This window comes from Nitrosomonas cryotolerans ATCC 49181 (genome assembly GCF_900143275.1).
GTDB lineage: Bacteria > Pseudomonadota > Gammaproteobacteria > Burkholderiales > Nitrosomonadaceae > Nitrosomonas > Nitrosomonas cryotolerans.
The window spans coordinates 1994995-2021453 of record NZ_FSRO01000001.1 but is presented as its reverse complement, the minus strand read 5'-3'; the positions used below and the strand labels follow the sequence as shown (position 1 = coordinate 2021453).

The following is a 26459-nucleotide window of genomic DNA, read 5'->3' as shown; positions in this document are numbered from 1 at the left end:
CTGATTATAAGGGAATTAAATTGAAAGTAGATAATTCAGTCCCGTCTTTGACAAATGTTTCTGCCAGTATTGAAAAGAAACGTACTGACACTACTCCAAACACAAACCAAGAATACTTGGATACAACTGCACATTTAAATCCACGTATTACACAACAAAAAACAATTGGCAGCAACTTAGCGACTAGCCCCGTTATAGACACTGCTCGTGTGCAAGAGATAAAGCAAGCAATCAGTGAAGGCAACTTCAAAATTAATCCAGAAGTAATCGCTGATCGTTTATTGGAAACAGCGAAAGAATTAATTCAATCCAAGAAAGGTGGCTCCTAATGCATCAAATTCGGCATCTGACCGACTTTGTTACCACTCTGAAGAATGAACGCGACACCTTCAGGATATTTATTAAAATTCTTCAAAAAGAACAAAGTGCTTTAGTTCAAGAAAGAATCGAAGATACCGATTCTCTTACATTAAATAAAGTTCATATAATAAAGATGCTGACTCGTTTTGATGAGAAGCAATGCCAATATTTAGTCTCTCAAGGGTTTTCACCTGATAATCAAGGTATAAATGCATGGTTAGCAACACAAAAATCAAGCGAAAATATAAATGTCATCTGGACTGAATTATTGCAATTAGCACAAGATGCTCAACAACTAAATAAAACCAACGGAATACTCATTTCAACACGATTACAATATATTCAACGAACGCTTTCTGCGCTACAGGGTGCTGCGGGCAACATTGCGTTATATGGGCCCCAAGGTCAGACATTCGGATTAGGTATTCCATATTGAGCAACCACGAAACTCTACTGACTTTTATCGTAAAGTAGTTCATTGAGCGTTGTGTACCGCTTGCTCGTTTAGTAATTTTTATATATTTAACTGATTGATTATGTATAGCAAATCAAGTTTCTTTACTAATTTTATTAATGAGCTAATTACTTGGCTAGATACAACCAGATCAATCCTAAATTAATAAAGCAGCGGCAACGCGGCGCCCTTCCTCTATCAATATATTATAAGTACGACAAGTAGCCTTGGTATCCATTACTTCAATACCAATTCCAGATTTGACCAAATGATTTATTAAAGAGTGATGAGGAAAATTAAAGTTGCTACCAGTACCAAGCAGCACAATCTCAGGTCGAAAAGGCAATATGCATTCAAAGTGCTCCGATTCTAGCTGCCCCAGCGCTTTAACCGGCCAATTTTCAATCACTTTATCAGGAAGGACAATCAGACTATGCTCATAGCGTGTCTGGTTAACCATGACATATCCCTCACCATACCCAGAAAATATATTCGTATCTGAAAATTTAGAAAGATGCAGCTTCAACTATTACCCCTATTATATTTTAGAATAGAAAATCCGATTTCATTGCAACCAGTTACCTCCCATAATTGAAAAAACGAGCTCCAAGCCAGAATATTCTTTCTGTTAGAGCAACATAAAACTTGGCGACATATAAATACGGTTAAATAGACCCAATCTGATTGAGTAAAATTCAATTTCTCGTATTAGCTAATTATTTTTCCTATCCCGCAGCTCGTTTAAATCAAACCAGTTTACTCTACGCGCAGCGCCCTAGTACCTATCCATAGAACCAGCCTGAAAATATTTTGTCATTCAAACTCACGTCAAATATTTAAAAATATCGAAAAATAATTTTATTTGCATAAAATATTCTGGTGAGCAGAAACACGCTTAAACCAACTTAATATCTATAAAAGCATTATTTTTTATGTTTAAGTCTGCTTTAATTTTCCAAAATCTCCAAATGAATATGAACAATCTAAATTTGAGCTATATGAGTTAAGCTGCTTCTATTTTGGAAAATTATTTCTTCAAAATTGTATTCTTTGCATAAGGTAAAGTATGCGGGTAATCCTTGCTGAAATGTAATCCACGGCTTTCATGACGCAGCATGGCGCTTTGAATAATTAAATCCGCTGTATCCACTAGATTACGTAATTCTAACAAGTCACTAGTTACACGAAAATTAGCATAATATTCATTAATTTCTTCATGTAATAATTTAATTCTATGTTGTGCGCGTTGCAGGCGTTTTGTAGTCCGCACGATGCCCACATAGCTCCACATAAAATGACGCAACTCATCCCAATTATGTGAGATAACAATTTCCTCATCAGCATCAGTAACACGGCTTTCATCCCATTTCGGCAACTTAACAGCAGGGATAGGAGGCTGATTAAGAATATCTTTACTAGCTGCCTGTGCAAATACCAGACATTCAAGCAAAGAATTACTGGCTAATCGGTTAGCACCATGTAAGCCCGTATGCGCAGTCTCTCCAATTGCATAAAGATTATCCAAATCAGTTTTGCCATTTTGATTTGTAACAATGCCGCCACAAGTATAATGTGCAGCGGGAACAACCGGAATAGGTTCCCGAGTAATATCTATACCAAATTTCAGACATTGAGAATATATAGTGGGAAAATGCTTGATTAAAAAATCGGCCGGCTTATGCGAAATGTCCAAATAAACACAATCAAGACCTCTTTTTTTCATTTCAAAATCGATAGCCCGTGCAACAACATCACGTGGCGCCAGTTCAGCACGTTTATCATGTCGAGACATAAAGCACTCCCCACTGGGGAGCTTTAAGAGCCCCCCTTCACCGCGGACCGCTTCGCTGATTAGAAATGACTTTGCATGGGGGTGATAAAGACAGGTAGGATGAAACTGAATAAACTCCATATTAGCTACTCGGCAGCCAGCACGCCATCCCATAGCGATACCACCACCTGTAGCAGTATCAGGACTAGTAGTGTAAAGATAAACCTTGTTAGCACCACCTGTTGCTAATACTGTATTGTGGGCGGTAAACGTATGAATCTTATCATTTTTCTTGTCCAAGATATAGGCACCAAGACAACACTTATTCTTTGTGTCATGATGGCCTGGTAGTTTATCACTCGTGATAAGATCAATAGCAATATGCTGTTCAAATACAGTGATGTTAGGGTGAGCAGCAATATTCTCAATCAAGGTTTGCTGTATCGCTTTTCCTGTCGCATCCTCATTATGAATGACTCGCCGTACACTATGTCCGCCTTCCTGCGTAAGATGGTAGCCTGTTTCACTGTTTTGGTCTCGAGTAAAGGATACCCCTTGATCAATCAACCATTGTATTGCCCGCGGCGCATTCTCGGCCACATACCGAGTAATCGTTTCGTCGCATAAACCCGCACCGGCTATCAATGTGTCATGAATATGCTTAGTAGGTGAGTCTTCTCTTGATAACGCTGCTGCAATACCACCCTGAGCCCACCCACTGGCACTATCGTATAAGGTTTGTTTAGTAATCAAACCTATTTTCTTGTGCGGTGCCAAGTGCAGTGCAAGCGTAAACCCAGCTAAACCACTACCAATAATTAGTGTATCAAAATAGAAATGTTGCATCCTGACTGGAATTGTTTCCACATATTGAGAACATTAAATCATAACAGATTCAAAAAAACTTGATGAATCCATTCATATATCAAACTTTTTTTATTTAAAAACAAAAATCATAAATCAGTGAACCAATGAAAACAAATAATTGTCTTTATCACTGATTGCTCGTAGTTCCCGAAAGACTCTTGAATAAGTATACTTGGTTTATTGTGTCGTAATATAACACTTACAAGCTGTACAATAGAGATACAATTAATTTAAAAATTCAGGAAACAGGAAATTATGGGTGATCGGGAAATCGATCAGCAACTTGTGGAACGTGTACAACGCGGAGACAAGCAGGCATTTAATCTACTTGTGATTAAATATCAGCGAAAGTTAGCGCGTTTATTGTCGCAATTCATTCGTGATTCTGCTGAGGTTGAGGATGTCACCCAAGAAGCTTTTATTAAAGCCTACAGGGCGTTGCCATCGTTCCGCGGTGAAAGTGCGTTTTATACTTGGTTGTATCGAATCGGTATCAATACTGCGAAAAATTTTCTAGTTTCTCAGGGACGGCGAGCACCAACTACAATACATGGAATTGATAATGAAGATGCCGAAAATTTTGATGAAGGCGGCAAATTAAGGGAAATGAATACACCCGAAAGTGAACTGATGAGTCAACAGGTTGCTCAAACAGTTAACCAGACACTAAATGAATTACCTGAAGAATTACGAATTGCAATTACCTTAAGGGAAATTGAGGGGTTAAGTTACGATGAAATTTCAAACATCATGAGCTGTCCCATTGGTACAGTACGTTCGCGTATATTTCGTGCTCGTGAGGCAATATCTGAAAAGTTACGTCCTTTATTAGGGACCAGTAAAGATAAGAGGTGGTAACGTGAGAAATAAAGTATCGGCTTTGGTAGATGGTGAGTTAGACGTGCAAGATGCCGCGGATGTAATAACGAAATTGGGGAACCAGGATGATCTGCTTAATGACTGGAAAACCTATCATTTAATTGGTGATACGTTGCGTCAGTCAACAGAACTATCCATAGACATTTCACAGCGTTTCAGTATGGAATTGACAACTGAGCCGGCCATAGTAGCGCCTTATCCATCCAGGCAGCAGAGGCATAAGTTATTTGCCTACTCAGCAGCGGCTTCGGTAGTTGCAATGGTCGCAGGGTGGTTAGCTTTACAAACTTTATATCAACCGGAAGAAACGATTATCGCTGATACATCGAATATAGAAAAGAATATACCCATTACACCCATTTTAGTTTCCACGCCATCATCTATTCTTACCTATCCTCCTGTTCCTGCAGAAATTCATGATTATCTATTCGCACATCGGGAGTTCTCGTCTGGTACAGTTACGCACGGCTTAACAACTCATATTCATCCTGTTACTGATTCACAAGAAAGATAAGGTAGATGGCTAGAATTATTCTACTGCTGTTATTGTCGGGTATTGTTCAAACCTCTTTCGCACAGAAATTACCAAATTCCTCCAAAGAAGCACTCGGTTGGCTAGAAAAAATTTCTATCGCGCCACGCCGGCATAATTTCATTGGAACATTTATCTATTATGCTGATGGGCATATGGAAACATCTCGAATAGCACATATAGTTGATCAAAATGGAGAACGAGAAAAAATAGAAGTATTGGATGGTTTACCACGTATCGTTTTTCGCAACAACGATGAAATGAAATGCTACTTGCCCGAAAGTAAAAGGATTGTAACGGAGAAACGCTGGCTACGTAAATTTTTTCCTGATTTATTACCTCAATCGTATGGCAGTCTTAATGACAACTATTATGTGAGCAAAGGCGAGCGGGAACGAGTTACCGGTTATGAATGCCAGGTTATTTTATTAGAACCACGAGATAACCTGCGTTATGGTCACAAGTTCTGGGTAGATGTTGATACCGGTTTAGTACTCAAAGCTGCCGTGGTAGACGCTGATCATGTCATTGAACAGTTTGCATTTGCCCAACTAGACGTGGGTGATATTACCAATACAGAATTATTAGAGCCCAACCAGTCGATTGTCGCATCAGAATGGCATACCACCAATTTAATGGCTTCCGTTTTAAAAGATAATGAACTTGAATGGCAGGTGAGAGATCCTCCCGCAGGATTCAAAAAGATTATTGAAATGAAAAGAAATATCGCTGGAAAATCCACACCTATCAATCATATTGCATTATCAGATGGTCTTGCAACAGTCTCTATATTTATTGAGCCAATTTCAGAAAAAATATCTTCGCCGGTTCCAGGATTTTATTCAAGCCGAGGTGCCATTAATATCTATGTTCGAATACTTGCTGACAATAAGATCACAATAGTCGGAGAAGTACCACTAGAGACAGTAAAGAAAATTGGAGATTCAGTGGTTAAACAGGCAACTAATTTTTCCATAAAAAGTTTAAATCACTAGATCAAAATCATTCAATATTAATGTATTTTATTGTTTCTGAGAATGAAATTTATTTATAAAAAAAATCAGCCTTATAATGATTCACTATCCACTACAAGGCTGGTTTATATCAAGGATAGAAAGAATGCATAAATTTGTTTTATCGCTATTGCTTATAGTTTCACCCGCTGTTTTTTCTAAAACTAAAGACTTACCTGATTTCACCGGACTTGTTGAAAAATATGGTGCCGCAGTTGTTAATATCAGTACTATTCAAACACAGCACATCGCAAGCAACTCGGTTTTCCCAGAGCTGCCGAATATTCCGGAAAGTTCACCATTTCATGAATTCTTCCGACGTCATATACAACCATTCTCCATGCCAAAAAAAACCGAACCCCGATCCATGGGCTCTGGTTTTATTATCAGCACAGATGGTTATATCTTAACCAATGCACATGTGGTCGAATCTGCTGATGAAGTTAATGTCAAACTTAACGATAAGCGTGAGTTCAGCGCGAAGATAATCGGTAGCGATCGTAAAACAGATATTGCGCTCATTAAAATTGAAGCCAATAATTTGCCAAAGGTAACACAAGGCAATCCAGAACTTCTTAAAGTTGGAGAATGGGTAGTGGCAATCGGCTCACCATTCGGATTTGAAAATAGTGTAACGGCCGGCATTGTCAGTGCAAAGGGTCGTTCACTCGCGCAAGAAAACTTTGTACCTTTTATTCAAACTGATGTTGCGATTAACCCAGGCAATTCTGGAGGACCATTATTTAATATGATGGGAGAAGTAGTAGGGATTAACTCACAAATATATAGTCGTACTGGTGGGTTTATGGGGTTATCATTCGCCATTCCAATTAATGTAGCCGCCAGTATTGCCGATCAATTAAAAATTAATGGCAAGGTAAGCCGAGGCAGAATTGGCGTGATGATACAAGAAGTAACTAAAGAATTAGCCGAATCCTTTGGGCTCTCAAATATCAATGGCGCATTAGTCGTTTCTATTCAGAAAGATAGTCCTGCTGACAAAGCGGGCATAGAGGTAAGGGATATCATATTAAAGTTTGATGGTAAGGATGTTGCGACATCTGCGGATTTGCCTCGTATCGTCGGTAACACGAAACCAGGATCGGAAGTATCCACGCAGATATGGCGGGATGGCTCAACCAAAAATATTATGATAGAGGTGGAAGAAATCTTATCTGATGAACGTGCAGGTAACAATCAGCCAAAACAGAGCAAGCAACCGAATACCTCAAATAATTTGGGACTTGCATTAAGCGAATTGACAGCCAGCCAGAAAAAACAATTAGATATCAATAGTGGTTTACTAGTTGAAGATATACGGCCTGGTACTGCCAGTCGCGCAGGTATACATGTAGGCGACATCATTCTTGGACTCAATAATCAGGATATCAGCAGTATTAAGCAATTTAATCGCTTGCTCAATAAGGTTGAAAAAGGACGTAATATTGCCCTATTGATACGACGTGGTGATATGACGACTTTTATAACCATGAAACTTGATAAAATTAATGATAAGAAATCAGTTCATGATGAGTGAATCGGATATACCCATAACTTTTATAGTATACGGTCGCAAAGAGTGTCATCTTTGTCAGGAAATGATACTTGCCCTAAGTAAATTACAGAAGCAAGTATTGTTTCGTTTTCAAGTCATCGATATAGATCATCATCCCGAATTAATTGTACTTTATGGTGACAAAGTACCCGTATTAGTAACACTCGCGGACAAAGAAGAAGTCTGTCATTATCACCTTGACATGGCTGCCTTGGATGCTTATTTTACTAAAATTCGTTAAAATACCATCCGCTTAGAGTAATCCGATCAGAAAAACAATACCAAATCGGATTACTCTAAGACTTCCATATCACCCGTAACTAAAATCTTATTGGATCTCAAATCCTGATGCAACATATCCGAAATTTCTCCATTATTGCCCACATTGATCATGGCAAATCTACATTAGCTGACCGTATTATCCAACAATGCGGCGGGTTATCTGATCGCGAAATGGCAGAACAAGTTCTTGATTCAATGGATTTAGAACGTGAAAGAGGCATCACGATCAAAGCCCAAACCGTCGCTTTGAGTTTTACATCAAAAGATGGTAAAACCTATTTATTAAACTTAATCGACACGCCAGGTCATGTAGATTTTTCTTATGAAGTGTCCCGTTCACTCGCCGCGTGTGAAGGTGCTTTGCTCGTAGTAGATGCATCCCAAGGTGTAGAAGCTCAAACGGTTGCCAATTGCTATACAGCCATTGAGCAGGGTGTAGAAGTCGTTCCCGTATTGAATAAAATTGATTTACCTGCGGCCGAACCTGAACGTGTTATTGAGAACATTGAAGATGTAATTGGAATTGATGCCCAAAATGCGTTACGTATCAGTGCCAAAACGGGTGAGGGTATACAGGAAGTTTTAGAAGCGATAATCTCAAAGATTCCCGCACCCAAAGGAGATCTTGCTGCGCCACTAAAGGCTTTAATTATCGACTCATGGTTTGATAATTATGTAGGTGTCGTCATGTTAGTACGGGTTATAGACGGTACACTCAAGCCTGGGGATAAAATTTTGCTGATGGCTAGTCATGCCGTACAACTATGTGAACAGGTAGGTGTGTTCATGCCTAAACCGGTAAGTCGAGAATCACTCAAAGCTGGTGAAGTGGGTTTTATTATTTCTGGAATAAAAGAATTAAATGCAGCTAAAGTAGGGGACACGGTAACGCAGGCAAATTGTCCTGCAAGTGAGTCTTTAGTTGGTTTCAAAGAAATCAAACCACAGGTTTTTGCTGGACTTTACCCTGTAGAATCCAATCAATATGATGCATTACGTGCTGCTTTAGAAAAACTAAAGCTGAATGATTCATCACTACAATACGAACCTGAAACATCCCATGCACTGGGCTTTGGTTTTCGTTGTGGTTTTCTCGGCCTGTTGCATATGGATATCGTACAAGAACGCTTGGAACGAGAATATGACATGAATCTTATCACCACTGCGCCCACAGTAGTGTATCAAATACTAATGCGTGATGGTACGATAATCGAAATTGAGAATCCATCAAAAATGCCCGATTTGGCTCTAATTGCAGAAATTCGCGAACCCATTATTACAGCGACGATATTGGTTCCAGAAGAATATGTGGGTGCAGTGATTACACTATGCGTCAGTAAGCGTGGAATACAAAAAAATATGCAGTATATGGGCAGGCAGGTTATGTTGAGTTATGAAATACCATTAAACGAAGTTGTTATGGATTTTTTTGATAGACTCAAATCTACCAGTCGTGGATACGCGTCCCTGGATTATGAGTTTAAAGAATTTCATACTGCTGACCTAATTAAACTCGATATACTGATTAATAGCGAGAAAGTAGATGCACTTTCATTGATAGTACATCGTAACAGTAGTCAGCGTAGAGGACGTGAATTGGCACAAAAAATGCGTGAGCTCATTCCACGTCAAATGTTTGATATCGCCATACAGGCAGCTATAGGTGCCCATATTATTGCGAGAGAAAGCGTTAAGGCATTACGGAAAAATGTGCTTGCTAAGTGTTATGGCGGAGACATTAGTCGCAAACGTAAACTACTGGAAAAACAAAAAGCAGGAAAAAAGAGAATGAAACGGGTTGGTAACGTGGAGATTCCACAGGAGGCTTTTTTAGCAATTCTACAGGTTGAAAATAAATAATGAATAATAACAGCAAACATCACATAATCGTGGTGGAGAAAAGAACAGTCTTTTTTCGAATACCTGCTACTATCTACTCAAATTACTAAAGGAAAAGAAATAAAATGAATTTTCCTCTAGTTATGTTTATTTTATTGGTTATTACTGGCAGCATTTGGTTGCTTGACTACTTAATACTACGCCACAAACGTACGCCAGATCAGAGTGAACCATTGTGGATAGAGTATCCCAAAAGTTTTTTTCCAATCATATTAATCGTATTTACTCTACGTTCTTTTATCATCGAGCCATTTAAGATTCCTTCCGGATCAATGATCCCGACATTACTTGTGGGTGATTTTATATTGGTTAACAAATACACCTATGGTCTTAGGTTACCAGTCATCAATCTTAAAATAATGGATATAAATCAGCCTAAGCGTGGCGAGGTCATGGTATTTCGTTATCCAGAGGATCCATCAGTAGATTATATCAAGCGAGTAGTTGGGATACCGGGTGATACTGTTACTTATCATAACAAGCAATTAACCGTCAATGGCGATATGGTAAAAATGCACTATGAAGGGGAATATAAATACGTAGAATCTGGGCTTGGGTATATATATGCTGAACATTTTAAGGAATTTCTAGGTGATCGAGATCATGCGATCCTGATCAATCAAGGTATACCCAGTTTACAGTTATCCAGTGTACGTCATTTCCCATTTCTTGATCATTGCACTTACCATAGAGCAGGATTTACTTGCGAAGTGCCTCCTGGTAATTATTTTACTTTAGGTGACAATCGCGATAGTAGTAGTGATAGTCGTTATTGGGGATTTGTTCCCGAACAAAATATAGTTGGAAGAGCATTTATGATTTGGTGGAATTTTAATGATTTTAATAGAATTGGTTTATCAATTAATTGATAAAAGCTATTTCCGGAAAAAAACAGATGCTTTACCGCTCAATTGAAAAACAGAAAGGAGTTAGCCTGCCTCGTTTGTTAGTCTGGTCAGGGATACTCGTTTTCATTTCTATTCTTGGAATGAAATTAATACCGGCCTATATAGAATATGCCTCAATCAAGAAAACATTAACTTCCATAACCAATGATTCAAACCTACAGAATGCAACAGTTAATGAAATCCGGCAATCATTTAATAAACGGGCACAAATAGATAATATTAATGTCATAAATGGACGTGATATTAAGATTAGTCAAAAAGATGGGCGTAGAATTCTTACTGTTAACTATTTCGTAAAGATACCACTGGCTGCAAATATATCGTTATATCTTGATTTCGATACTGCAAATAGCTCTGGTTATTAGTTACTCGTAAGATTCGGATGCATAACATATAATGCAAATTAATAAAAAAATGCGGCAAGCTGAATTCTGCCGGAAAATAGGATATGTTTTCAATCAACCCACCTTTCTACACGTGGCATTGACTCATCGCAGTCATAGTGCTTCACATAATGAACGTCTCGAGTTTCTTGGTGACAGCATATTAAATTGTTCCGTTGCTGGATTAATTTTTAAGCACTTCCCAGAGCTTCCTGAGGGTGATTTATCTCGACTCCGTGCTAACTTGGTCAACCAACGAACACTATCTCAATTAGCACTTACCCTCAACTTGGGTGAACTCATTAGACTCGGTGAAGGAGAACTTAAGAGCGGCGGTTGTCGCCGCCCATCTATACTTGCTGATACATTAGAAGCTGTATTGGGAGCAATTTATCTTGATAGCAGCTTTGCAGAAGCTGAACAAGTTGTCACTACACTTTACCTGCCCATGTTGCAGAATTTAAATTCAGTCACGCTCGGCAAAGACCCTAAAACATTGCTACAAGAATTCCTGCAAGCCCATAAACTAGCATTACCAGAGTATTCCGTTGTCACCACAATTGGTGAAGCACATCAGCAAAAATTTAAGGTAGCGTGTGTTGTATCAAAATTTAATATCCGCACCTTAGGGGAGGGTGCTAGCCGGCGTAGCGCAGAACAAGCCGCAGCTAAACAGGCATACGAACAAATCATTCTTGTTTAATTGAAACAAGCAGAGCCGCATCCTTTTCAAAACACTCTATCCATATGAAACTCGCTTTCGAAAATAACAACCATTTACTCGTATGATCACGCATACTAATCACCATACAGGTTATATCGCTATTGTAGGACGTCCGAATGTTGGCAAATCTACACTGCTAAACGGCCTGATTAAGCAGAAAATAAGCATTACCTCTCGAAAAGCACAAACTACTCGTCATCGCATCAATGGCATTCTCACCGATCAACAATTCCAATTTATCTTTGTCGATACGCCTGGTTTTCAAAATCAATATACGAATCAATTAAATAGCACCATGAATCGTGTTGTTACACAGAGTATACAAGATGTGGATATCGTGTTGTTCGTGATCGAAGCAATGCGATTCGATAATCGTGATCACTTAATACTCAAGTTGTTACCAGCAAATAAACCTGTAATTCTGGTCATTAATAAGATTGACAAATTAGCTGATAAAAAACGATTACTTCCATTTCTTGAGGAAATGTCCAGGTTATTTACTTTTGCTGCAATCATACCAGTCAGCGCAGCCAAAAAAAATCAGCTACCCGTATTAATCGATATTATTCGTTCATATTTACCAGAAAATTTGCCTCTATTTGATGAAGATACGATTACCGATCGGAACGAACGCTTTCATGCTGCTGAATTATTACGCGAGAAGCTATTTCGCTTAACAGGAGAAGAGATTCCATACTCAGCAAGCGTTGTGATAGATCAGTTTAAACTGGATGGCCATTTGCGCAGAATCAGTGCTGCCATTATTGTGGAAAAGGCCAATCAGAAGGCGATTATTATTGGTAAAAATGGAGAAAATCTTAAAACAATCGCCACACAGGCGCGTAAAGATATGGAAAGGCTTTTTGGTGACAAGGTATTCTTGGAAGTCTGGGTTAAGATCAGAAATGGCTGGGCCGACAATGCAACTATATTGAAAACCCTAGGATATGATTAACTGTCATATAGAAAAATGATTATTAGCGCCCACACTCATTCACTTTCTCTAGGTATAACCAATATTAGATTTCAAGGGAGCGATAACCATTATGATTAAGTTGGGTGTCAATATTGACCATGTTGCAACTTTAAGGCAAGCCCGCGGCACGACATATCCTAGCCCGGTTGATGTTGCATTGATTGCAGAATCTGCTGGTGCAGATGCAATCACATTACATTTACGTGAAGATCGACGTCATATTCAAGACAGAGATGTTGAGATCTTGCGAGGTATGCTTAAAACCCGTATGAACCTGGAGAGTGCAGTAACCGATGAGATGATCAATTTTGCACTCTATATTAAACCGCATGATGTTTGCCTGGTTCCAGAACGACGAGAAGAATTAACAACAGAAGGCGGTCTTGACGTAATCAGACATTTTGAGCAAGTGAAGCGTGCCTGTAGTCGATTGGCTGCAGCAGATATTCGTGTCTCATTATTTATTAATGCCGATCAAGCACAAATTGATGCGGCCGCAAGAACTGGCGCGCCAGCCATTGAGATTCATACGGGCTGTTATGCCGATGCTAAAACTGAAGAAATACAAAAAAAAGAGCTGCTTGATATTCATCAAGCAGTAATTTATGGTAATAATCAAGGGCTGCAAGTGAATGCAGGGCATGGATTACATTATCAGAATGTACAACCCATTGCAGCGATAACTGGTATTTCTGAACTTAATATTGGTCATGCCATCGTTGCTCATTCTATTTTTGTTGGCTTTGAGCAAGCGGTACAGGAAATGAAAACACTAATTCTTGAGGCATGCTAATGATCTATGGAATTGGAACCGACCTGGTCGAGCCAGCGCGTATTGAAAATTCCTTAGAGAAATATGGGGAACGTTTTATCAAGCGCATATTAACAGATCTAGAATACGCTGAATATAGCAGTAGCAGCAAACCGGTTATGTTTCTGGCAAGCCGTTTTGCCGCTAAAGAAGCCTTTTCTAAAGCGATTGGAACAGGTTTACGGCATCCTGTGAATTTTAATTATATTCAGGTAACGCACGACTCTCTGGGAAAACCCTATTTTAAATTTCATGACGATCTTGAAAGATTAATTAATAACCAGGGAATTAAGAATCATTTTCTTTCCATCAGCGATGAAATAAGTTTGGCTTGTGCCTTTGTTATTTTGGAAAAATAGCGATGTTGCTCGGACCTGTCATGCTCGATATAGCGGGGACGCAACTCACTGCCAGCGATAAAAGGAGACTCCAGCATCCATTAACTGGCGGCGTCATTCTATTTACTCGTAACTATTCGTCCTATACACAACTAATAAAGTTAACAACCGAGATACATGCTTTAAGAAATCCCCCCTATTCATCGCAATAGATCATGAAGGAGGGCGGGTACAACGTTTCCGCAAAGATTTTACGCCGTTACCAGCCATGCGCGAGCTGGGTAGAATTTGGGATACGCACCCAGATCATGCACGAGACCTAGCGTGGCAAATAGGCTATGTAATCGCGACAGAGTTAAATGCTTGCGGCATAGATTTTAGCTTCACGCCAGTACTCGATGCTGATCATGGGCAAAGCGGTGTTATTGGCGACAGAGCTTTCCATCATAACCCATATGTAATCACTGAACTTGCTCATAATCTCATGTCCGGTCTAGAATCAGCCGGCATGATAGCAATAGGAAAGCATTTTCCTGGCCATGGCTATATTCAGGCAGATTCACATGCTGAAGAATCAGTTGATAATCGCACCTATGCTGATATTGAGGCAGGTGACTTAATTCCATTTCGACAAATGATAGATTTTGGACTCGCAGGTATTATGTCAGCACATATTATTTATCCAAAAGTGGATAAATATCCTGCTGGTTTTTCCCGCATATGGCTAGAAGATATTTTGCGAAGAAAATTACGATTTGATGGCTGTATTTTTAGCGATGATCTAAGTATGCAGGGCGCCGCATATTTCGATACGATAGATCGGCGTGCACAGGCTTCACTTAATGCAGGTTGTGATATGGTATTGGCCTGTAATGATTCACAGGCCGCAGATCAGTTGTTGGCAAAGTTGCAGTGGAATGCCTCTACCTCCAGCATTATGCGGCTTAACCATATACATGAAAGGCGTCGTTTTAATTCAATGAATAAATTACGTGAAAATACTGATTATATTGAAGCAGTCAAAAAAATTAGTCGTATTGAGTGCAAATAGTGAAGGATAAGCATTCTAACGGCATAATCCGCTAACAGCTATCATTTCAAATCGCAATAATAGCCTGGTATTATGATGAAATAGAGCATCGCTTTATAGATACTGTCCGCAGAATATATTTTCTATACCATCAGCGGATACAGCTTACTTTGTATCAGTATTAATTCCTTCCGTCATGTCATAATTGCCAATTATATAATTCAATTTATATGATGGCTTTTCTCTCTCATATTTGTTCACTTTAATCATAAATTTCATAAGGTATTAATATGTCTGAATCTTTTGATGTAGCCATAATCGGAGCAGGTCCTGGCGGTTATGTGGCCGCGATTCGTTGCGCACAGCTGGGTCTTAATGCAGTCTGTATCGATGACTGGAAAAACGAAAAAGGCAAAGCGAGTCTTGGTGGCACCTGCCTCAATGTTGGTTGTATTCCATCTAAAGCATTATTGGAATCTTCAGATAATTTTTATCGTGCAATAAACAAATTCTCATCACACGGAATTAAGATCGCAGACGTATCGGTAGATGTTCCTACCATGATTGCGCGTAAAGACAAAATAGTCACCATGTTCACAAGCGGCATCGCTTCATTGTTTAAAAAGAATAAAATAACATCTATACATGGCAAGGGGACATTACTTAAACGTGAGGAAAATGATCGATCCTGGAAAATTGAAATAAAAGATACTCATGAAGTAAAAACAGTCCAAGCCAGATACGTCATTCTTGCGACTGGATCGATTCCACGACCACTGCCAATTGCGCCCATAGATAACAAACTGATATTGGATAACGCTGGCGCATTAGCATTAACTGAAATTCCCTCGCGGCTGGGCGTTATCGGAGCGGGGGTGATTGGTTTAGAGATGGGCAGTGTTTGGCGAAGGCTGGGTTCTGAAGTGACGATTCTTGAAGCGGCTCCTGAGTTTCTTATGGCTGCTGACGAACAAATAGCAAAAGAGGCACAAAAAATATTTAGCAAGGAGCCGGGGTTATTGATTAAAACGGGAGTCAAGATCACAGCGGTGGATACTCGTAAGAAAGACATCCTGGTGGAATATACTGACGCTGGAAATAATCCACAAAAATTAGAAATTGATAAGCTAATTATTGCAGTTGGCCGAACCCCCAATACAGCTGGATTAGGAGCAGAGAGAAATGGGCTTAAACTAGATGAGCGAGGCTATATTATCGTTGATCATTTTTGCCAGACTAATTTACCAAACGTCTATGCGGTTGGTGACGTAGTACGTGGACCAATGTTAGCGCATAAAGCATCCGAAGAAGGCGTCTCGGTTGCCGAAGCAATTATAGCAAAAGAGAAAGGGCAAGATGGCGAATCTCAGAAGGTTCATCTTGATACTATCCCATGGGTCATATATACCTCGCCGGAAATCGCATGGGTGGGCAAGACTGAGCAAGAATTAAAAACAATGGGGATTAACTATAAAACAGGCCAATTTCCTTTTATTGCTAATGGGCGTGCACGGGCTATGGGCGAAACAAACGGTTTTATTAAAGTGTTGGCAGATGAAACGAGTGATCGTATCCTCGGCGTTCACATGATTGGACCTCACGTTTCAGAACTCATTTCAGAAGCAGTTACAGCGATGGAATTTTCAGCGACCAGCCAAGATATTGCCTGCATCGTTCATGCGCATCCTTCATTATCGGAAGTATTACATGAAGCCGCATTGGGAGTGGATAAGCGAGCGTTACATATTTAATAAAATATAATAAATTGTTTAACTGCTTATCCCTTCTATTTTTATTAAAAATAATTATTAGTGTTCGACACAATGGCTCTTGTCAGGATCAACGCTACAAGACCATTGTGTTTGGAGAATACCGGCCGCACTATTGAATGTATACTCAGCTTTTAATTCTTTGTATTGAAGTGGAGTCATAGAAGCTTTTTCTGGTAGAAAACGCTTATTACTCCAGAATCTAATTCTGCAGAACTCTTTCTCAGATCGACACAATCTATTAATTGCCGCGCTGTAAATCGTCTTATCAGTGTATTGACTATGATTAATCAATACCATGTGAATCGATTTTCCTGACTTGCCCATTGGTAATGATTTCATAAGCTGCCAACCCAGGCCACTGTCTAGTGGTTCCGAAACCTTTTCATCAACATCTATTACGGGCACCGTTGGCTCTACAGCAGCAAAAACAGAAACTGATATTGCCTGTATTAATACGAGTAATAAAATATTGGTTACTTTTTTACGCATAAATTCTCCTTTCATTATTCTGAATAACAGTCGTACAAAATATCCACATATAGATAATAGATATTTAACAGCGGAGTATACCCCAAAACTATAAAAACCACATTTTGTGAATGCATAATCATCTAACAGCGAGAGTCAAGCTCTGATACATAAAGCAATATACTGATTCGTTCGTTATTTAACATAATGTATTTATCGGGCAGATAGATCGTTATAATAAGTTAAATAAGGATAGATTTGATATTGTCATAAATGACTTTTGCGCTGCTTCGAGATATAGTTTTTGTTGGGTCAGGTTAGATATTGCTTCTGCGTAATCAACATCCTGAATCTGTGAAAGCGATTGCTGGAACTGAATTTTCAAATCATCACCCATATTCCGCAGTGCATCGACTTCCTGTAACCGTGCACCCACCGATGCACGTACAGCAAGGATATGGTCCAGGCCATGATTTATATTTTGTAATGCGGCATTCAAGCCGTTTGTCAGTCTCGTCTCACCAGATGGGATACTTGCCGGTGTTTCTACTACATCAAGTAGATCGTTGATAGTTTTAAATAAGCTTTGATTGGTGCTGGGTGATACAACAAACCGATCACCATTAGCGGGAACACCGTTAATACCGAGTTTCATGCCATCAAACTGAATAGTATCACCATTCGTGTAAGGATTAGCTGTTACAAGGACAGCATCCGTCGTCGTATCTAAAATATCATATGTGGTAGCATCGGCTTCGACCGTAAAGATAATCTCATAATTATCACCCGTTAAACTAGCAGGAGTAATAATCGTTCCAGCATCAATTATTCCACTTCCCTTGTTATCCGTATCAGCCGCCGTAGTAAAAACACCGTTACCATTTTTGATTCGTTCAAAGATATCCACTCCAGAATTATTCACTGCGAGCTGACGTGTTTCACTGACTTGAATCAAACGTTGTCCCTGATCTCCATTATATTGCACGCCGTCTTTAGTCTGAATAAAAGGTTTGATGTCGCCCTGAAAGCCAGAAAATAGAAATTGCCCTAATCCATCCCTGCTATTTGCCAAGCCAACTAATGCGTTTAATTTACCACGCAATTCAATTCCAATACTCTTTCTGTCTGCGTCTGAGAGCGTCGGGTTGCCTGCAGTGATAGCAGTCGTGTGAACACTCTGAATCAGCGTTGTTGCTTCCTTCAAAACATTTTCTAGCAAACCGAGTGATGACATTGCATTATCTCGGTTCGCCGAATATTGTGTATTTAATGAATCAGCTTGAGTAATAGCCAATGCCCGAACTGCCCCAACCGGATCATCCGCAGGAGTCAGAATGCGCTTGCCAGTAGATACTTGTTGTTGTGTTCTAAATAAAGTTTCCTGGTGTTGCAGTAGTGTATTCGTTCCCTTATCAAAAATAGTCGCCGTACTTACACGCATAATATTCACCTATTTCCTAATCATAATTAGCTAATTCGGAGCAAAGTATCAAACAACGTATTACTAATCTCGATTATCTTGCTGGAAGCTTGATATGCTTGTTGATAGCGTATTAAATTAGCAGCCTCTTCATCCAGATTAACCCCTGATAATGATTGTATTGATTGTTCCATCTGGCCCAATAAATTAACCTGCATCTTACTGGTTACTTCCAGTTCACGGGTTTTATTGCCAATTTGACTCACTATTTGCCCATATGCTGATTGATAATTTGCAGTACCCCCCGCCAGAGTATTTTGAGTCTGTAATCCTCCCAGCAGAAGTGCATTACGGTTATCCGAATAACCATGACTATTGGGGTCAACTGTGAATGTATCGCCGGCATCGGGATTACCGTTTATTTGCACTGTAAAGCCATTGAAGCTGATATCATCACCTTCAGTAAAAATTTGATTGCTGGCGGGCAAATGCTTACCCGTTCCAGTTACATCAAATTGGCCATCAAATGGCGTGTGAAACGCAATGATTACTGGTTGCTGGAGATTCGGATCAATCGGCAATGAATTGACCGTACCTGCACTGATAGTTCCTGTTCCGGTATTAGATAACGAAGCATTGGTTCGAATTGGTGTGGCAGCGGCAACTTCTGATACGCCTTTAATATTTAGGGTTATATTTTTAGCGCCGTTACGGGTAGGCTGAATTAAAAAGCTCTCGGTAGCATTAATATCTGCTCCTGTGACACTGAGACCATCGAGCACAAGCGGTGCCGCAGTCGAAGGTGGTATGGAAGAGCGATTAGACGTCTTATCAGACAAGCGTGTCAAAGCATAGTCTGTACCATCAAAAGTAAATTGATAATCACTGGTAGTCAGTATGCCGATATCACTAATTGTCGCTGAAATATTAGATGTCGGATTATTTCCCATAGCGGAAGTTATCTTGGGTGCTGAGACTGTAAAGAAATCGCTGCCGATATCGCCATTTAAATCTTGCCCCAGACGATGCTGTGCATTAAAAGTCTGTGCTAAACCGACCGCAACCCTGCCAAGGGAATTCTGTGCACTATCAAGCGTATCCGCACGAAAAGCCAATAGCCCCCCCAGGCGGCCTCCCTGTATTTGATTCTCTGGAAGCAAGGAAAATTTATTGCCTGTTGTAGCCAGGCCAATAGTCATTTCGGTGGGATCTTCGGGTGAAGGCATTGCCTTGAGAGGCAGATCCTCTGTTCCAACTACTAATGGCTGACCATTTCCAATAAAAATATTGAATGTACCATCGCTCTGTCGGACGGGATTTATGTTAATTAATTGACTTAACTGGTTTGTCAACACGTCACGCTGATCCAACAAATCATTCGCTGACTGACCGCCTGCCTGGCCTTGCGCCAGATGTATATTCTGATTTAAGCTTGCGATTTGTTTTGATAATGAATTAATCGCTGTCACACTACTGGCAATCTGTTCATTAACATGATCGCGAATTTCTGTAAAGCGCTGATCCAGACTATTAAACCGAGATATTAAAGATTCTGCATTACTTAGCATTGCTTGCCGCGAAGGAATGAATGCAGAATCCGTTGCAACATCTTGTACAGCATTAAAAAAGTTGAGTAGTGCCGGAGATAGCCCAGAACCGGGATTCGCCAATAAATTATCAATCTGCTTAATTTGAGTATAATGGCTATCGAGCTGACTACTTTGTGTTTGTACTTGCAATGACTGATTAACAAGAGACTCACTGTAAATACGCTGTACCGTAGATGCTTGTACACCCCGCCCAATGAAACCATTAGCAGTAAGCTGGGGGCTGTTGGTATTTTGAACCACTTGCTGGCGACTAAATCCTGGCGTATCAGCATTGCTGATATTATGACTAGTCGTTAGTAAATTAGCCTGAGCGGTACTCAGACCTGAAATTCCAATACCTAACATACTATTACTCATAGCCTCTTCACCTTCATTTTATGTGGAGTTGCACGCTACCCCCGCTATTTTGTTTAACGACAGTAACAGGATAAAGTCACAGTTTTTTTTAAATTCAACTAACAATCTGAGGCTTTTACAAAAGTCCTCGCCAGAAATTCTTAACCATTGATTATAAATGGTTAATTTTAAAACTACCGGGGTTTTGCAAAGGTCTCGATCTATATCAGTATAAAAATAAAATATTACAGATCAAATTGTTAGATGATTACGAAAGGTATTACTGTTAAGTATCCGTATCAGCTTATCCGCATATTTTGGATCAGTAGCATACCCTGCCTGTTGTAGGCCGTAAGCAAAAGCAGCTGCATCCTGGTTTTTGATTACAGCCGCATATCGCGGATTATTTAACAGCAAATTGGCATAATCACGAAATCCTTCTGCAAATGAGTTATAAGCACGGAATTTTTCAATCCCCCTCTGAGGAACACCGTTGATATACTCAGTAGTAACCGTTTCGACTACGGCACCTTTCCAATCCCTCCCGGCTTTAATACCAAAAAGATTATAGCTTGAGCTATTATCTGCATGACGAATCTCATGTTTGCCCCAACCACTTTCTAACGCTGCCTGCGCGATCATGAAATGAGCGGGAATACCTGTCGCCTGTTCTGCCAGCCTTGCATGAGGCAAAAGCAGGCTTACAAAATCTTCGGGCTGATTTAAGGATGAAGAAAATGAAGCAGCGGGCTCCAACCCAGTCAATGCGGATTGCACCGTGGAATTTGACTCCTTTATTGAGCTTGAAACATCAGTAGTCTTTATACTGGGAGAAATCAAGCCAGATTGATTCTCAGATGACATGGATATCAATTTTTCTCCAGAATCAATTACATCAAGCATAGCTTGAGTGTTAGAGATAGGTGTTTCCGGAGTAACCGGTTCACTCAGCTTACGTGTCAGCTGCTGCACCATAATATCGGCAATCCCCATTCCCTTTGAAGATAAACTTTGCGCTAACTGCTGATCAAGCATCTGGGTATAGAATGCTGTCTGTTGACTATCCAATAACCCGTCCTTTGATGTTGCCTCACGCATACTCTTAAGCATCATGTGCATGAATAACGCCTCAAACTGTTTTGCCGCCTCCTTCAATCCTTGATCCGGACTTTGCTTTGCTAATAAGCGCAAGTTATCAGCATTTTTTGTATCAATCGCGAGCTTGCCTGAAATATCATATGAGTTAATCATGGTATCTATCGGTTATATTTTAAATAATTTCTAGCTCGGCACGTAATGATCCCGCCGCCTTTAAAGCTTGTAATATTGCCAGTAGATCCTGCGGCGTAGCACCAATGGCCGTTAATGCCTTGACCACTTCACCCAGATCAGCGCCATTGGGTAACAGCATGAGATTTCCTTCATCAGTACGAATTTCTACTTGAGCACGTTGAGCAACCACGGTTTCTCCCCGCCCAGAAAATGGACCCGGTTGACTAATTATCGGTTCATTATTGATAATTATTGACAAATTACCATGAGCGACTGCGCTTGACTCCAGCGTAACTGCCTGATTCATTACAATTGATCCGGTTCTCGCATTAACAATAACCTTCGCCAATCCTTTTGCAGGTACGACATCGAGACTTTCAATTTGAGAAATGAACATTACTCGCTGATTATTACTGGCTGGGGCCTGAATTTGAATGAGACGGCCATCTATCGCAGAAGCCGATCCTGGAGAAAAGGAATTAATCGCATCGACAACACGTCTTACCGTTGTAAAATCTGTCGTATTCAGTTCAAGATTAATATAATCACCTTGTCCAAGTGATGAAGGTACTGAACGTTCAACAATCGCGCCTCCACTAATTCGGCCAGCGCTGAGATGATTTATTTGCACACTGCTTCCAGCAGCGGCAGCGCCTACGCCACCCACCAGGATACTACCCTGTGCCATGGCATATACTTGATTATCCACCCCTTTCAAAGGAGTCAATAGCAGTGTTCCACCACGTAAACTTTTTGCATTACCAACTGATGACACCGTAACATCAACTTGTTGTCCCGGTTTGGCAAATGCCGGTAATTTCGCTGTTACCATTACAGCAGCGACATTGCGCAATTGCATATTGGTGCCTGGCGGCAGATTGACACCCAATTGTCCCAACATACTAATAATGCTCTGTATCGTAAATGGCGTTTGCGTGGTCTGATCACCACTACCATCCAAGCCCACCACAAGACCATAACCAATCAATTGATTGTCACGTACACCTTGAATTGTAGCCAGATCTTTAATACGTTCAGCCGCACTTAATCCAGGTAAAAATAAACTGGCAAAAAGTAACCCATAAACAATTACATGATGCAACGTACCCAAGCTAAACTTATTTCTGGAAGTAATCATCATGAATCGGTCATTAAAATGGTGAAATGGTAAGAAAAAATCGGGATAACCACCCCATCGTCTGCGCTTCATCCAGATAGCCATTGGCTCGATATTCAATACGTGCGTCGGCTACTTGTACTGATGAAACGGTATTGCCTATGACATTAATAGGGTTAATTATGCCCGACAAGCGGATAAATTCTTGTCCGTGATTGATACCAATTTGTTTCTCACCGCTTACAAGTAAATTGCCATTCTGCAACACCTCAATCACTGTCACGGTAATGGTGCCGGTAAAATCATTATTACTTGAACTGGCTCCTTTTCCATCAAAGGTATTGTTAGCATTTGCTTCCAGGCTTGTGCCACGTAAGAAACCTATGGGTAGCCCAACAACAGTTGGTATTGAAAAATCAATACCACCGGAACGATCTATATTGCTGCCAGAGCTTTTCCTGGCATTAGTTTTTTCGTTAAGTGCAACGATTATGGTGTCCCCTACGCTGCGCGCACGTCGATCTTCGAATAATGGAATGTAACGGCTCCCAATCTGTGCATTGTAAGCCGTTCGAAAAATACCGCCATTTGAATCAATGACCTTAGCCGATGCGTCTGGACGGGAAGTGATCGGTTGGTGTATCGCGGTAGACGGCGTTATTGCACAACCAGTCACCACACCTGTAAATACGAATAAAAATAAACTGGAATATAAGCGCTGCAATCCCGTGCTGACAGCCATTGTTTCGATTCTTATATTAAAGTTGTGATAATCTTTGGAGCATTTGATCTGAAGTTTCTATTGCTTTTGAATTAATCTCATAGGCACGTTGTGTTTGAATCATACTTACCAGCTCTTCTACAACATTCACATTTGAAGTTTCAACAAAACCCTGATTCAGTAACCCGACACCATTCGTACCGGGCGCATTTTGATTCGGTGTACCGCTTGAAGCCGTTTGTAGATAAAGATTCTCGCCAACCCTTTGTAATCCGGCTGGGTTAATAAAACTGGCCAGCTGAATATTACCCACCTGAATAGGGGATGCTGATCCCGGCACGACTGCCGATACAGTACCATCACGTGCGATTGTTATATTCAAAGTGTTAGGTGGAATAGTGATATCCGGTTGAATGGTAAATCCGCTTGACGTTACAAACTGACCATTAATATCTGACTGAAATGCACCATCACGAGTATAAGCTCTTGTTCCATCCGGTAATAACACCTGAAAAAAGCCTTCGCCCTGAATAGCGACATCGCGCGGATTACCCGTTTGTTGCAAATTACCTTGAGTGAATATACTTTCTGTAGCCACCGGTCGTACACCCGTGCCTAGCTGTAGACCCGAAGGTAATTGTGTCAGTTGCGAAGACTGGGCGCCAGGTTGGCGAATAGTCTGGTAAAGTAAATCTTCAAAAACGGCACGGGCACGCTTAAAGCCATTGGTGCTAACATTCGCCAGATTATTCGCAATGACGTCCATCTTGGTCTGTTGCGCATCAAGGCCTGTTTTTGATATCCATAATGAACGAACCATACTTCACCTCAAGAATTTAATGTATCCAATAAAATAATTATTAGCTGAATTCGGTTTAACCTCTTAAAACCATAATCTCGCTGGCTTGCTGCGAATTACGCTCGGCGCTTTCAAGTATCTTCATTTGCATATCAAACTGGCGCGCAAGGGAAATCATACTGACCATCTCATGCACAAGATTGACATTGCTTCCTTCTAATGCGCCATCAATCAGTGTCACGTTCGCATCAGCAGTGGCTTCCCCTCCTCCTTTTAGCCTAAATAAACCATCACTCCCTTTGATCAATTGATCTTCAGGCGGATTGACCAATTTAATGCGCCCCATAACTGCAACCGTATTAGGTGAAGATACAGTAGGTACAGCTGAAACCGTCCCATCTCTCGCTATGGTAATGCGATTTTCAGGGGGGATTGAAATTATGCCAACATCGCCTTTCACATTCATTCCATTGTGCGTTTGCAAAATCCCACTGGGACTCATCTGCAAACTGCCATGGCGAGTATATGCCTCATCACCGTTTTCAAGCTGTACTGTAATCCATCCTGACCCTTTTATTGCCACATCCAAATCACGGCTTGTTTGCTGAATCGGGCCTGGGGTAAAATCGGCTCCGGTTGTGGAATCAACCACAAAAGCACGTGTCGGCAGGCCATCACCAAAGATCGGTACGGCACGAAATGCATTTGCCTCTGCACGATAACCCGTTGTGGTTGCATTAGCCAAATTATGTGAAACTGTCGCCTGCTGACTAAGTGTGTGCGTTGCGCCCGCCAGGGCTGTATAAATTAAGCGATCCATATTCAACCATTAATTGAATAACAAATTAATTTAAAATTAATTATTCTTATAAATACGGCATCATCATTGGCACTCATAAATTAACTAATGTTTGTAGCACCGCATCCTGAGTCTCAATAGATTTAGCATTAGCCTGATAAACGCGTTGCGCAGTAATCATATTGACCAGTTCATCCGTCAGGTTAACATTTGAGTCTTCAACTGCAGCAGATTGCAGACTACCCAATGTGCCGCTTTGAGGCGGACCAACCAATGCCTGTCCGGAACTTGCCGTTTCAGCCCATTGGTTACCTCCTAATGATGCAAGACCTTGCGGATTACTGAAGTTAGCCAAGACCGTTTGCCCCAGTGTTCTAACCGCTCCATTCGTATAATTTCCACTGATCATGCCATCTTCTGACACAGAAAATCCGGCTAAACGAGCTGAGGAAGAGCCATCTTGCACCAGCGAATTAACACTAAATTTTTCGCCAAATTGAGTTGCTTTGGTAAGATCCAGTTTAAACTTCAAAGGAGAGACCGTATCATTAGCAAGCGTAACAAACACGTCCACGGGTTTGTCAGGCGTAGTTAACACACCATCCTTATCAAAAGTAAATTTTTGAGGCTCACCCTCCGCACCACCCAGTTTAATACTGATCGGCAGACCACTATCTTCATCCATCGCGCCATCCATCGCGCCATCCACCGTTGCATAGGCATTCCATGAATTAGTATCATTTTTTTGAAAGAATAATGAAAATATATGTGAATTGCCTAAACTATCAAAAATTGAACCTGAAGTTGTACTTGCATAGGTAGTCGGATCAGTCGCATCAAAAGCCGAAATGGGGACGGATACGGGCGTACGTGAATCAAGATTCAGTTCGCTGGTAAAGGAGCTTGTAGCTTGAGGAGCCAAATTCGCAGTAGTTAGCTTTAAGTTGGTTGGCGTGGCCGCCGTAATCTTGCCAGCGGGATCTGCCATAAACCCTGTAAGATTCAGGTTATTCGCATTAACAATAAAACCCGCACTATCAACATGAAATTGACCGTTACGACTATAACTGATATTACCCGCATCACTCATACGAAAGAAACCTTTGCCATTAATTGCAATATCCAGTGGATTATCAGTCGTACTAATATTTCCCTGGGTAAATTGTTGAGCTATCGTTGACACCTCAGTACCCATACCAGCCTGCCTATTACTCGTGCTCAGTGAATTGGCAAATACTTCACTAAATTGAGCCTGAGATTGCTTAAATCCAACCGTATTGGTATTCGCTATATTGTTACCAATAACATCCAGATTGGCCGCCGCCGCACTAATCCCACTTAATCCATGCTGAAAACCCATGAT

The 26459-nt window shown here is 40.6% G+C and carries 26 protein-coding genes and 1 pseudogene; 16 read left to right on the top strand and 11 right to left on the bottom strand.

The genetic code is table 11. From position 1 onward, the window contains the following. Positions 1-20: 20 nt before the first annotated feature. Positions 21-329 carry a flagellar biosynthesis anti-sigma factor FlgM gene (gene flgM, locus BUQ89_RS09050; RefSeq protein WP_028460548.1) on the top strand — a complete coding sequence of 103 codons (309 nt, stop codon included), beginning with the start codon at positions 21-23 and terminating at the stop codon, positions 327-329. Then, a complete protein-coding gene (locus tag BUQ89_RS09045; RefSeq protein WP_028460549.1) occupies positions 329-796 on the top strand; it encodes a flagella synthesis protein FlgN in 468 nt (155 codons plus the stop codon). The genes flgM and BUQ89_RS09045 overlap by 1 nt, the downstream gene beginning before the upstream one ends. Positions 797-971: 175 nt before the next feature. Here BUQ89_RS09045 and BUQ89_RS09040 read toward each other — a convergent pair whose 3' ends face one another. Both BUQ89_RS09040 and nadB read right to left on the bottom strand, forming a co-directional pair. Then, the gene (locus tag BUQ89_RS09040) at positions 972-1340 is read right to left on the bottom strand and encodes an Mth938-like domain-containing protein (protein ID WP_028460550.1); all 369 of its coding nucleotides are present in this window, start codon (positions 1338-1340) and stop codon (positions 972-974) included. A gap of 501 nt (positions 1341-1841) precedes the next feature. After that, positions 1842-3431 (bottom strand): L-aspartate oxidase, encoded by a 1590-nt coding sequence (gene nadB / locus BUQ89_RS09035; RefSeq protein ID WP_028460551.1) that lies wholly within the window; start codon positions 3429-3431, stop codon positions 1842-1844. Between the two features lie 276 nt (positions 3432-3707). On the opposite strand from nadB, the gene rpoE reads away from it, so the two are divergent. The 14 genes and pseudogenes from rpoE to lpdA all read left to right on the top strand — a co-directional run bounded on the left by rpoE (position 3708) and on the right by lpdA (position 16533). Further along, the gene (rpoE, locus tag BUQ89_RS09030) at positions 3708-4310 is read left to right on the top strand and encodes an RNA polymerase sigma factor RpoE (RefSeq protein ID WP_028460552.1); all 603 of its coding nucleotides are present in this window, start codon (positions 3708-3710) and stop codon (positions 4308-4310) included. Position 4311: 1 nt separating this feature from the next. Continuing rightward, complete coding sequence (locus tag BUQ89_RS09025) at positions 4312-4845, top strand: sigma-E factor negative regulatory protein (protein ID WP_036572283.1); 534 nt, start codon at positions 4312-4314, stop codon at positions 4843-4845. Between the two features lie 5 nt (positions 4846-4850). After that, positions 4851-5858, top strand: coding sequence for a MucB/RseB C-terminal domain-containing protein (locus BUQ89_RS09020; protein WP_051537461.1), 1008 nt, complete (start codon positions 4851-4853; stop codon positions 5856-5858). 124 nt (positions 5859-5982) lie between these two features. Next, on the top strand, positions 5983-7413 hold the full coding sequence (locus tag BUQ89_RS09015) for a DegQ family serine endoprotease (protein ID WP_036572286.1): 1431 nt from the start codon (positions 5983-5985) through the stop codon (positions 7411-7413). Continuing rightward, entirely contained in the window at positions 7385-7672 is a 288-nt protein-coding gene (locus tag BUQ89_RS09010; protein WP_083399480.1) for a glutaredoxin family protein, read from the top strand. Before BUQ89_RS09015 ends, BUQ89_RS09010 begins: the two co-directional genes overlap by 29 nt. 104 nt (positions 7673-7776) lie before the next feature. Further along, the gene (gene lepA, locus BUQ89_RS09005; protein ID WP_177183562.1) at positions 7777-9573 is read left to right on the top strand and encodes a translation elongation factor 4; all 1797 of its coding nucleotides are present in this window, start codon (positions 7777-7779) and stop codon (positions 9571-9573) included. 104 nt (positions 9574-9677) lie between these two features. Continuing rightward, positions 9678-10481, top strand: a complete 804-nt coding sequence (gene lepB / locus BUQ89_RS09000) for a signal peptidase I (protein WP_028460556.1) — start codon at positions 9678-9680, stop codon at positions 10479-10481. 26 nt (positions 10482-10507) lie between these two features. Continuing rightward, positions 10508-10885 carry a DUF4845 domain-containing protein gene (locus tag BUQ89_RS08995; protein ID WP_028460557.1) on the top strand — a complete coding sequence of 126 codons (378 nt, stop codon included), beginning with the start codon at positions 10508-10510 and terminating at the stop codon, positions 10883-10885. 31 nt (positions 10886-10916) lie between these two features. Beyond that, positions 10917-11606: a ribonuclease III gene (rnc, locus tag BUQ89_RS08990; RefSeq protein WP_074202585.1), complete on the top strand. Its 690-nt coding sequence runs from the start codon at positions 10917-10919 to the stop codon at positions 11604-11606. Positions 11607-11688: 82 nt separating this feature from the next. Further along, positions 11689-12582 (top strand): GTPase Era, encoded by an 894-nt coding sequence (gene era, locus BUQ89_RS08985; protein WP_028460559.1) that lies wholly within the window; start codon positions 11689-11691, stop codon positions 12580-12582. A 91-nt stretch (positions 12583-12673) separates the two neighbouring features. After that, complete coding sequence (gene pdxJ, locus BUQ89_RS08980) at positions 12674-13396, top strand: pyridoxine 5'-phosphate synthase (protein ID WP_028460560.1); 723 nt, start codon at positions 12674-12676, stop codon at positions 13394-13396. Continuing rightward, positions 13396-13773, top strand: a complete 378-nt coding sequence (acpS, locus tag BUQ89_RS08975) for a holo-ACP synthase (protein WP_028460561.1) — start codon at positions 13396-13398, stop codon at positions 13771-13773. Before pdxJ ends, acpS begins: the two co-directional genes overlap by 1 nt. A gap of 2 nt (positions 13774-13775) precedes the next feature. Beyond that, a pseudogene (gene nagZ, locus BUQ89_RS08970) lies at positions 13776-14803 on the top strand (beta-N-acetylhexosaminidase). A gap of 269 nt (positions 14804-15072) precedes the next feature. Further along, complete coding sequence (gene lpdA / locus BUQ89_RS08965) at positions 15073-16533, top strand: dihydrolipoyl dehydrogenase (RefSeq protein WP_028460563.1); 1461 nt, start codon at positions 15073-15075, stop codon at positions 16531-16533. 57 nt (positions 16534-16590) lie between these two features. Here the strand turns inward: lpdA and BUQ89_RS08960 are convergent, their stop codons facing one another. The 9 genes from BUQ89_RS08960 to flgE form a co-directional block, all read right to left on the bottom strand. Further along, positions 16591-17043 carry a hypothetical protein gene (locus BUQ89_RS08960; protein ID WP_028460564.1) on the bottom strand — a complete coding sequence of 151 codons (453 nt, stop codon included), beginning with the start codon at positions 17041-17043 and terminating at the stop codon, positions 16591-16593. Between the two features lie 211 nt (positions 17044-17254). Next, positions 17255-18463, bottom strand: a complete 1209-nt coding sequence (flgL, locus tag BUQ89_RS08955; RefSeq protein ID WP_028460565.1) for a flagellar hook-associated protein FlgL — start codon at positions 18461-18463, stop codon at positions 17255-17257. Positions 18464-18489: 26 nt separating this feature from the next. Further along, positions 18490-20409 (bottom strand): flagellar hook-associated protein FlgK, encoded by a 1920-nt coding sequence (flgK, locus tag BUQ89_RS08950; RefSeq protein WP_028460566.1) that lies wholly within the window; start codon positions 20407-20409, stop codon positions 18490-18492. 231 nt (positions 20410-20640) lie between these two features. Continuing rightward, positions 20641-21639, bottom strand: a complete 999-nt coding sequence (gene flgJ, locus BUQ89_RS08945; RefSeq protein WP_028460567.1) for a flagellar assembly peptidoglycan hydrolase FlgJ — start codon at positions 21637-21639, stop codon at positions 20641-20643. Between the two features lie 19 nt (positions 21640-21658). After that, positions 21659-22798 carry a flagellar basal body P-ring protein FlgI gene (locus tag BUQ89_RS08940; protein ID WP_051537465.1) on the bottom strand — a complete coding sequence of 380 codons (1140 nt, stop codon included), beginning with the start codon at positions 22796-22798 and terminating at the stop codon, positions 21659-21661. A 13-nt stretch (positions 22799-22811) separates the two neighbouring features. Further along, positions 22812-23519 carry a flagellar basal body L-ring protein FlgH gene (locus tag BUQ89_RS08935; RefSeq protein ID WP_036572290.1) on the bottom strand — a complete coding sequence of 236 codons (708 nt, stop codon included), beginning with the start codon at positions 23517-23519 and terminating at the stop codon, positions 22812-22814. A gap of 16 nt (positions 23520-23535) precedes the next feature. After that, positions 23536-24318 (bottom strand): flagellar basal-body rod protein FlgG, encoded by a 783-nt coding sequence (flgG, locus tag BUQ89_RS08930; protein ID WP_028460570.1) that lies wholly within the window; start codon positions 24316-24318, stop codon positions 23536-23538. A gap of 55 nt (positions 24319-24373) precedes the next feature. Further along, positions 24374-25117, bottom strand: a complete 744-nt coding sequence (gene flgF, locus BUQ89_RS08925) for a flagellar basal-body rod protein FlgF (protein ID WP_028460571.1) — start codon at positions 25115-25117, stop codon at positions 24374-24376. A 73-nt stretch (positions 25118-25190) separates the two neighbouring features. Next, positions 25191-26456 (bottom strand): flagellar hook protein FlgE, encoded by a 1266-nt coding sequence (gene flgE / locus BUQ89_RS08920; protein WP_028460572.1) that lies wholly within the window; start codon positions 26454-26456, stop codon positions 25191-25193. Between the last annotated feature and the right edge of the window lie 3 nt (positions 26457-26459).

Coding starts and splice junctions, on each gene's coding strand:
- era (WP_028460559.1), top strand. CDS start 11,689: ATGATCACGCATACTAATCACCATACAGGTTATATCGCTATTGTAGGA.
- lpdA (WP_028460563.1), top strand. CDS start 15,073: ATGTCTGAATCTTTTGATGTAGCCATAATCGGAGCAGGTCCTGGCGGT.
- flgL (WP_028460565.1), bottom strand. CDS start 18,463: ATGCGTGTAAGTACGGCGACTATTTTTGATAAGGGAACGAATACACTA.
- flgJ (WP_028460567.1), bottom strand. CDS start 21,639: ATGATTAACTCATATGATATTTCAGGCAAGCTCGCGATTGATACAAAA.
- BUQ89_RS09020 (WP_051537461.1), top strand. CDS start 4,851: ATGGCTAGAATTATTCTACTGCTGTTATTGTCGGGTATTGTTCAAACC.
- BUQ89_RS09015 (WP_036572286.1), top strand. CDS start 5,983: ATGCATAAATTTGTTTTATCGCTATTGCTTATAGTTTCACCCGCTGTT.
- BUQ89_RS08960 (WP_028460564.1), bottom strand. CDS start 17,043: ATGCGTAAAAAAGTAACCAATATTTTATTACTCGTATTAATACAGGCA.
- flgF (WP_028460571.1), bottom strand. CDS start 25,117: ATGGATCGCTTAATTTATACAGCCCTGGCGGGCGCAACGCACACACTT.
- pdxJ (WP_028460560.1), top strand. CDS start 12,674: ATGATTAAGTTGGGTGTCAATATTGACCATGTTGCAACTTTAAGGCAA.
- acpS (WP_028460561.1), top strand. CDS start 13,396: ATGATCTATGGAATTGGAACCGACCTGGTCGAGCCAGCGCGTATTGAA.
- lepB (WP_028460556.1), top strand. CDS start 9,678: ATGAATTTTCCTCTAGTTATGTTTATTTTATTGGTTATTACTGGCAGC.
- BUQ89_RS08940 (WP_051537465.1), bottom strand. CDS start 22,798: ATGATTACTTCCAGAAATAAGTTTAGCTTGGGTACGTTGCATCATGTA.
- flgE (WP_028460572.1), bottom strand. CDS start 26,456: ATGGGTTTTCAGCATGGATTAAGTGGGATTAGTGCGGCGGCGGCCAAT.
- BUQ89_RS09045 (WP_028460549.1), top strand. CDS start 329: ATGCATCAAATTCGGCATCTGACCGACTTTGTTACCACTCTGAAGAAT.
- nadB (WP_028460551.1), bottom strand. CDS start 3,431: ATGCAACATTTCTATTTTGATACACTAATTATTGGTAGTGGTTTAGCT.
- BUQ89_RS08935 (WP_036572290.1), bottom strand. CDS start 23,519: ATGGCTGTCAGCACGGGATTGCAGCGCTTATATTCCAGTTTATTTTTA.
- flgK (WP_028460566.1), bottom strand. CDS start 20,409: ATGAGTAATAGTATGTTAGGTATTGGAATTTCAGGTCTGAGTACCGCT.
- flgG (WP_028460570.1), bottom strand. CDS start 24,318: ATGGTTCGTTCATTATGGATATCAAAAACAGGCCTTGATGCGCAACAG.
- BUQ89_RS08995 (WP_028460557.1), top strand. CDS start 10,508: ATGCTTTACCGCTCAATTGAAAAACAGAAAGGAGTTAGCCTGCCTCGT.
- rpoE (WP_028460552.1), top strand. CDS start 3,708: ATGGGTGATCGGGAAATCGATCAGCAACTTGTGGAACGTGTACAACGC.
- rnc (WP_074202585.1), top strand. CDS start 10,917: ATGCAAATTAATAAAAAAATGCGGCAAGCTGAATTCTGCCGGAAAATA.
- BUQ89_RS09010 (WP_083399480.1), top strand. CDS start 7,385: ATGATAAGAAATCAGTTCATGATGAGTGAATCGGATATACCCATAACT.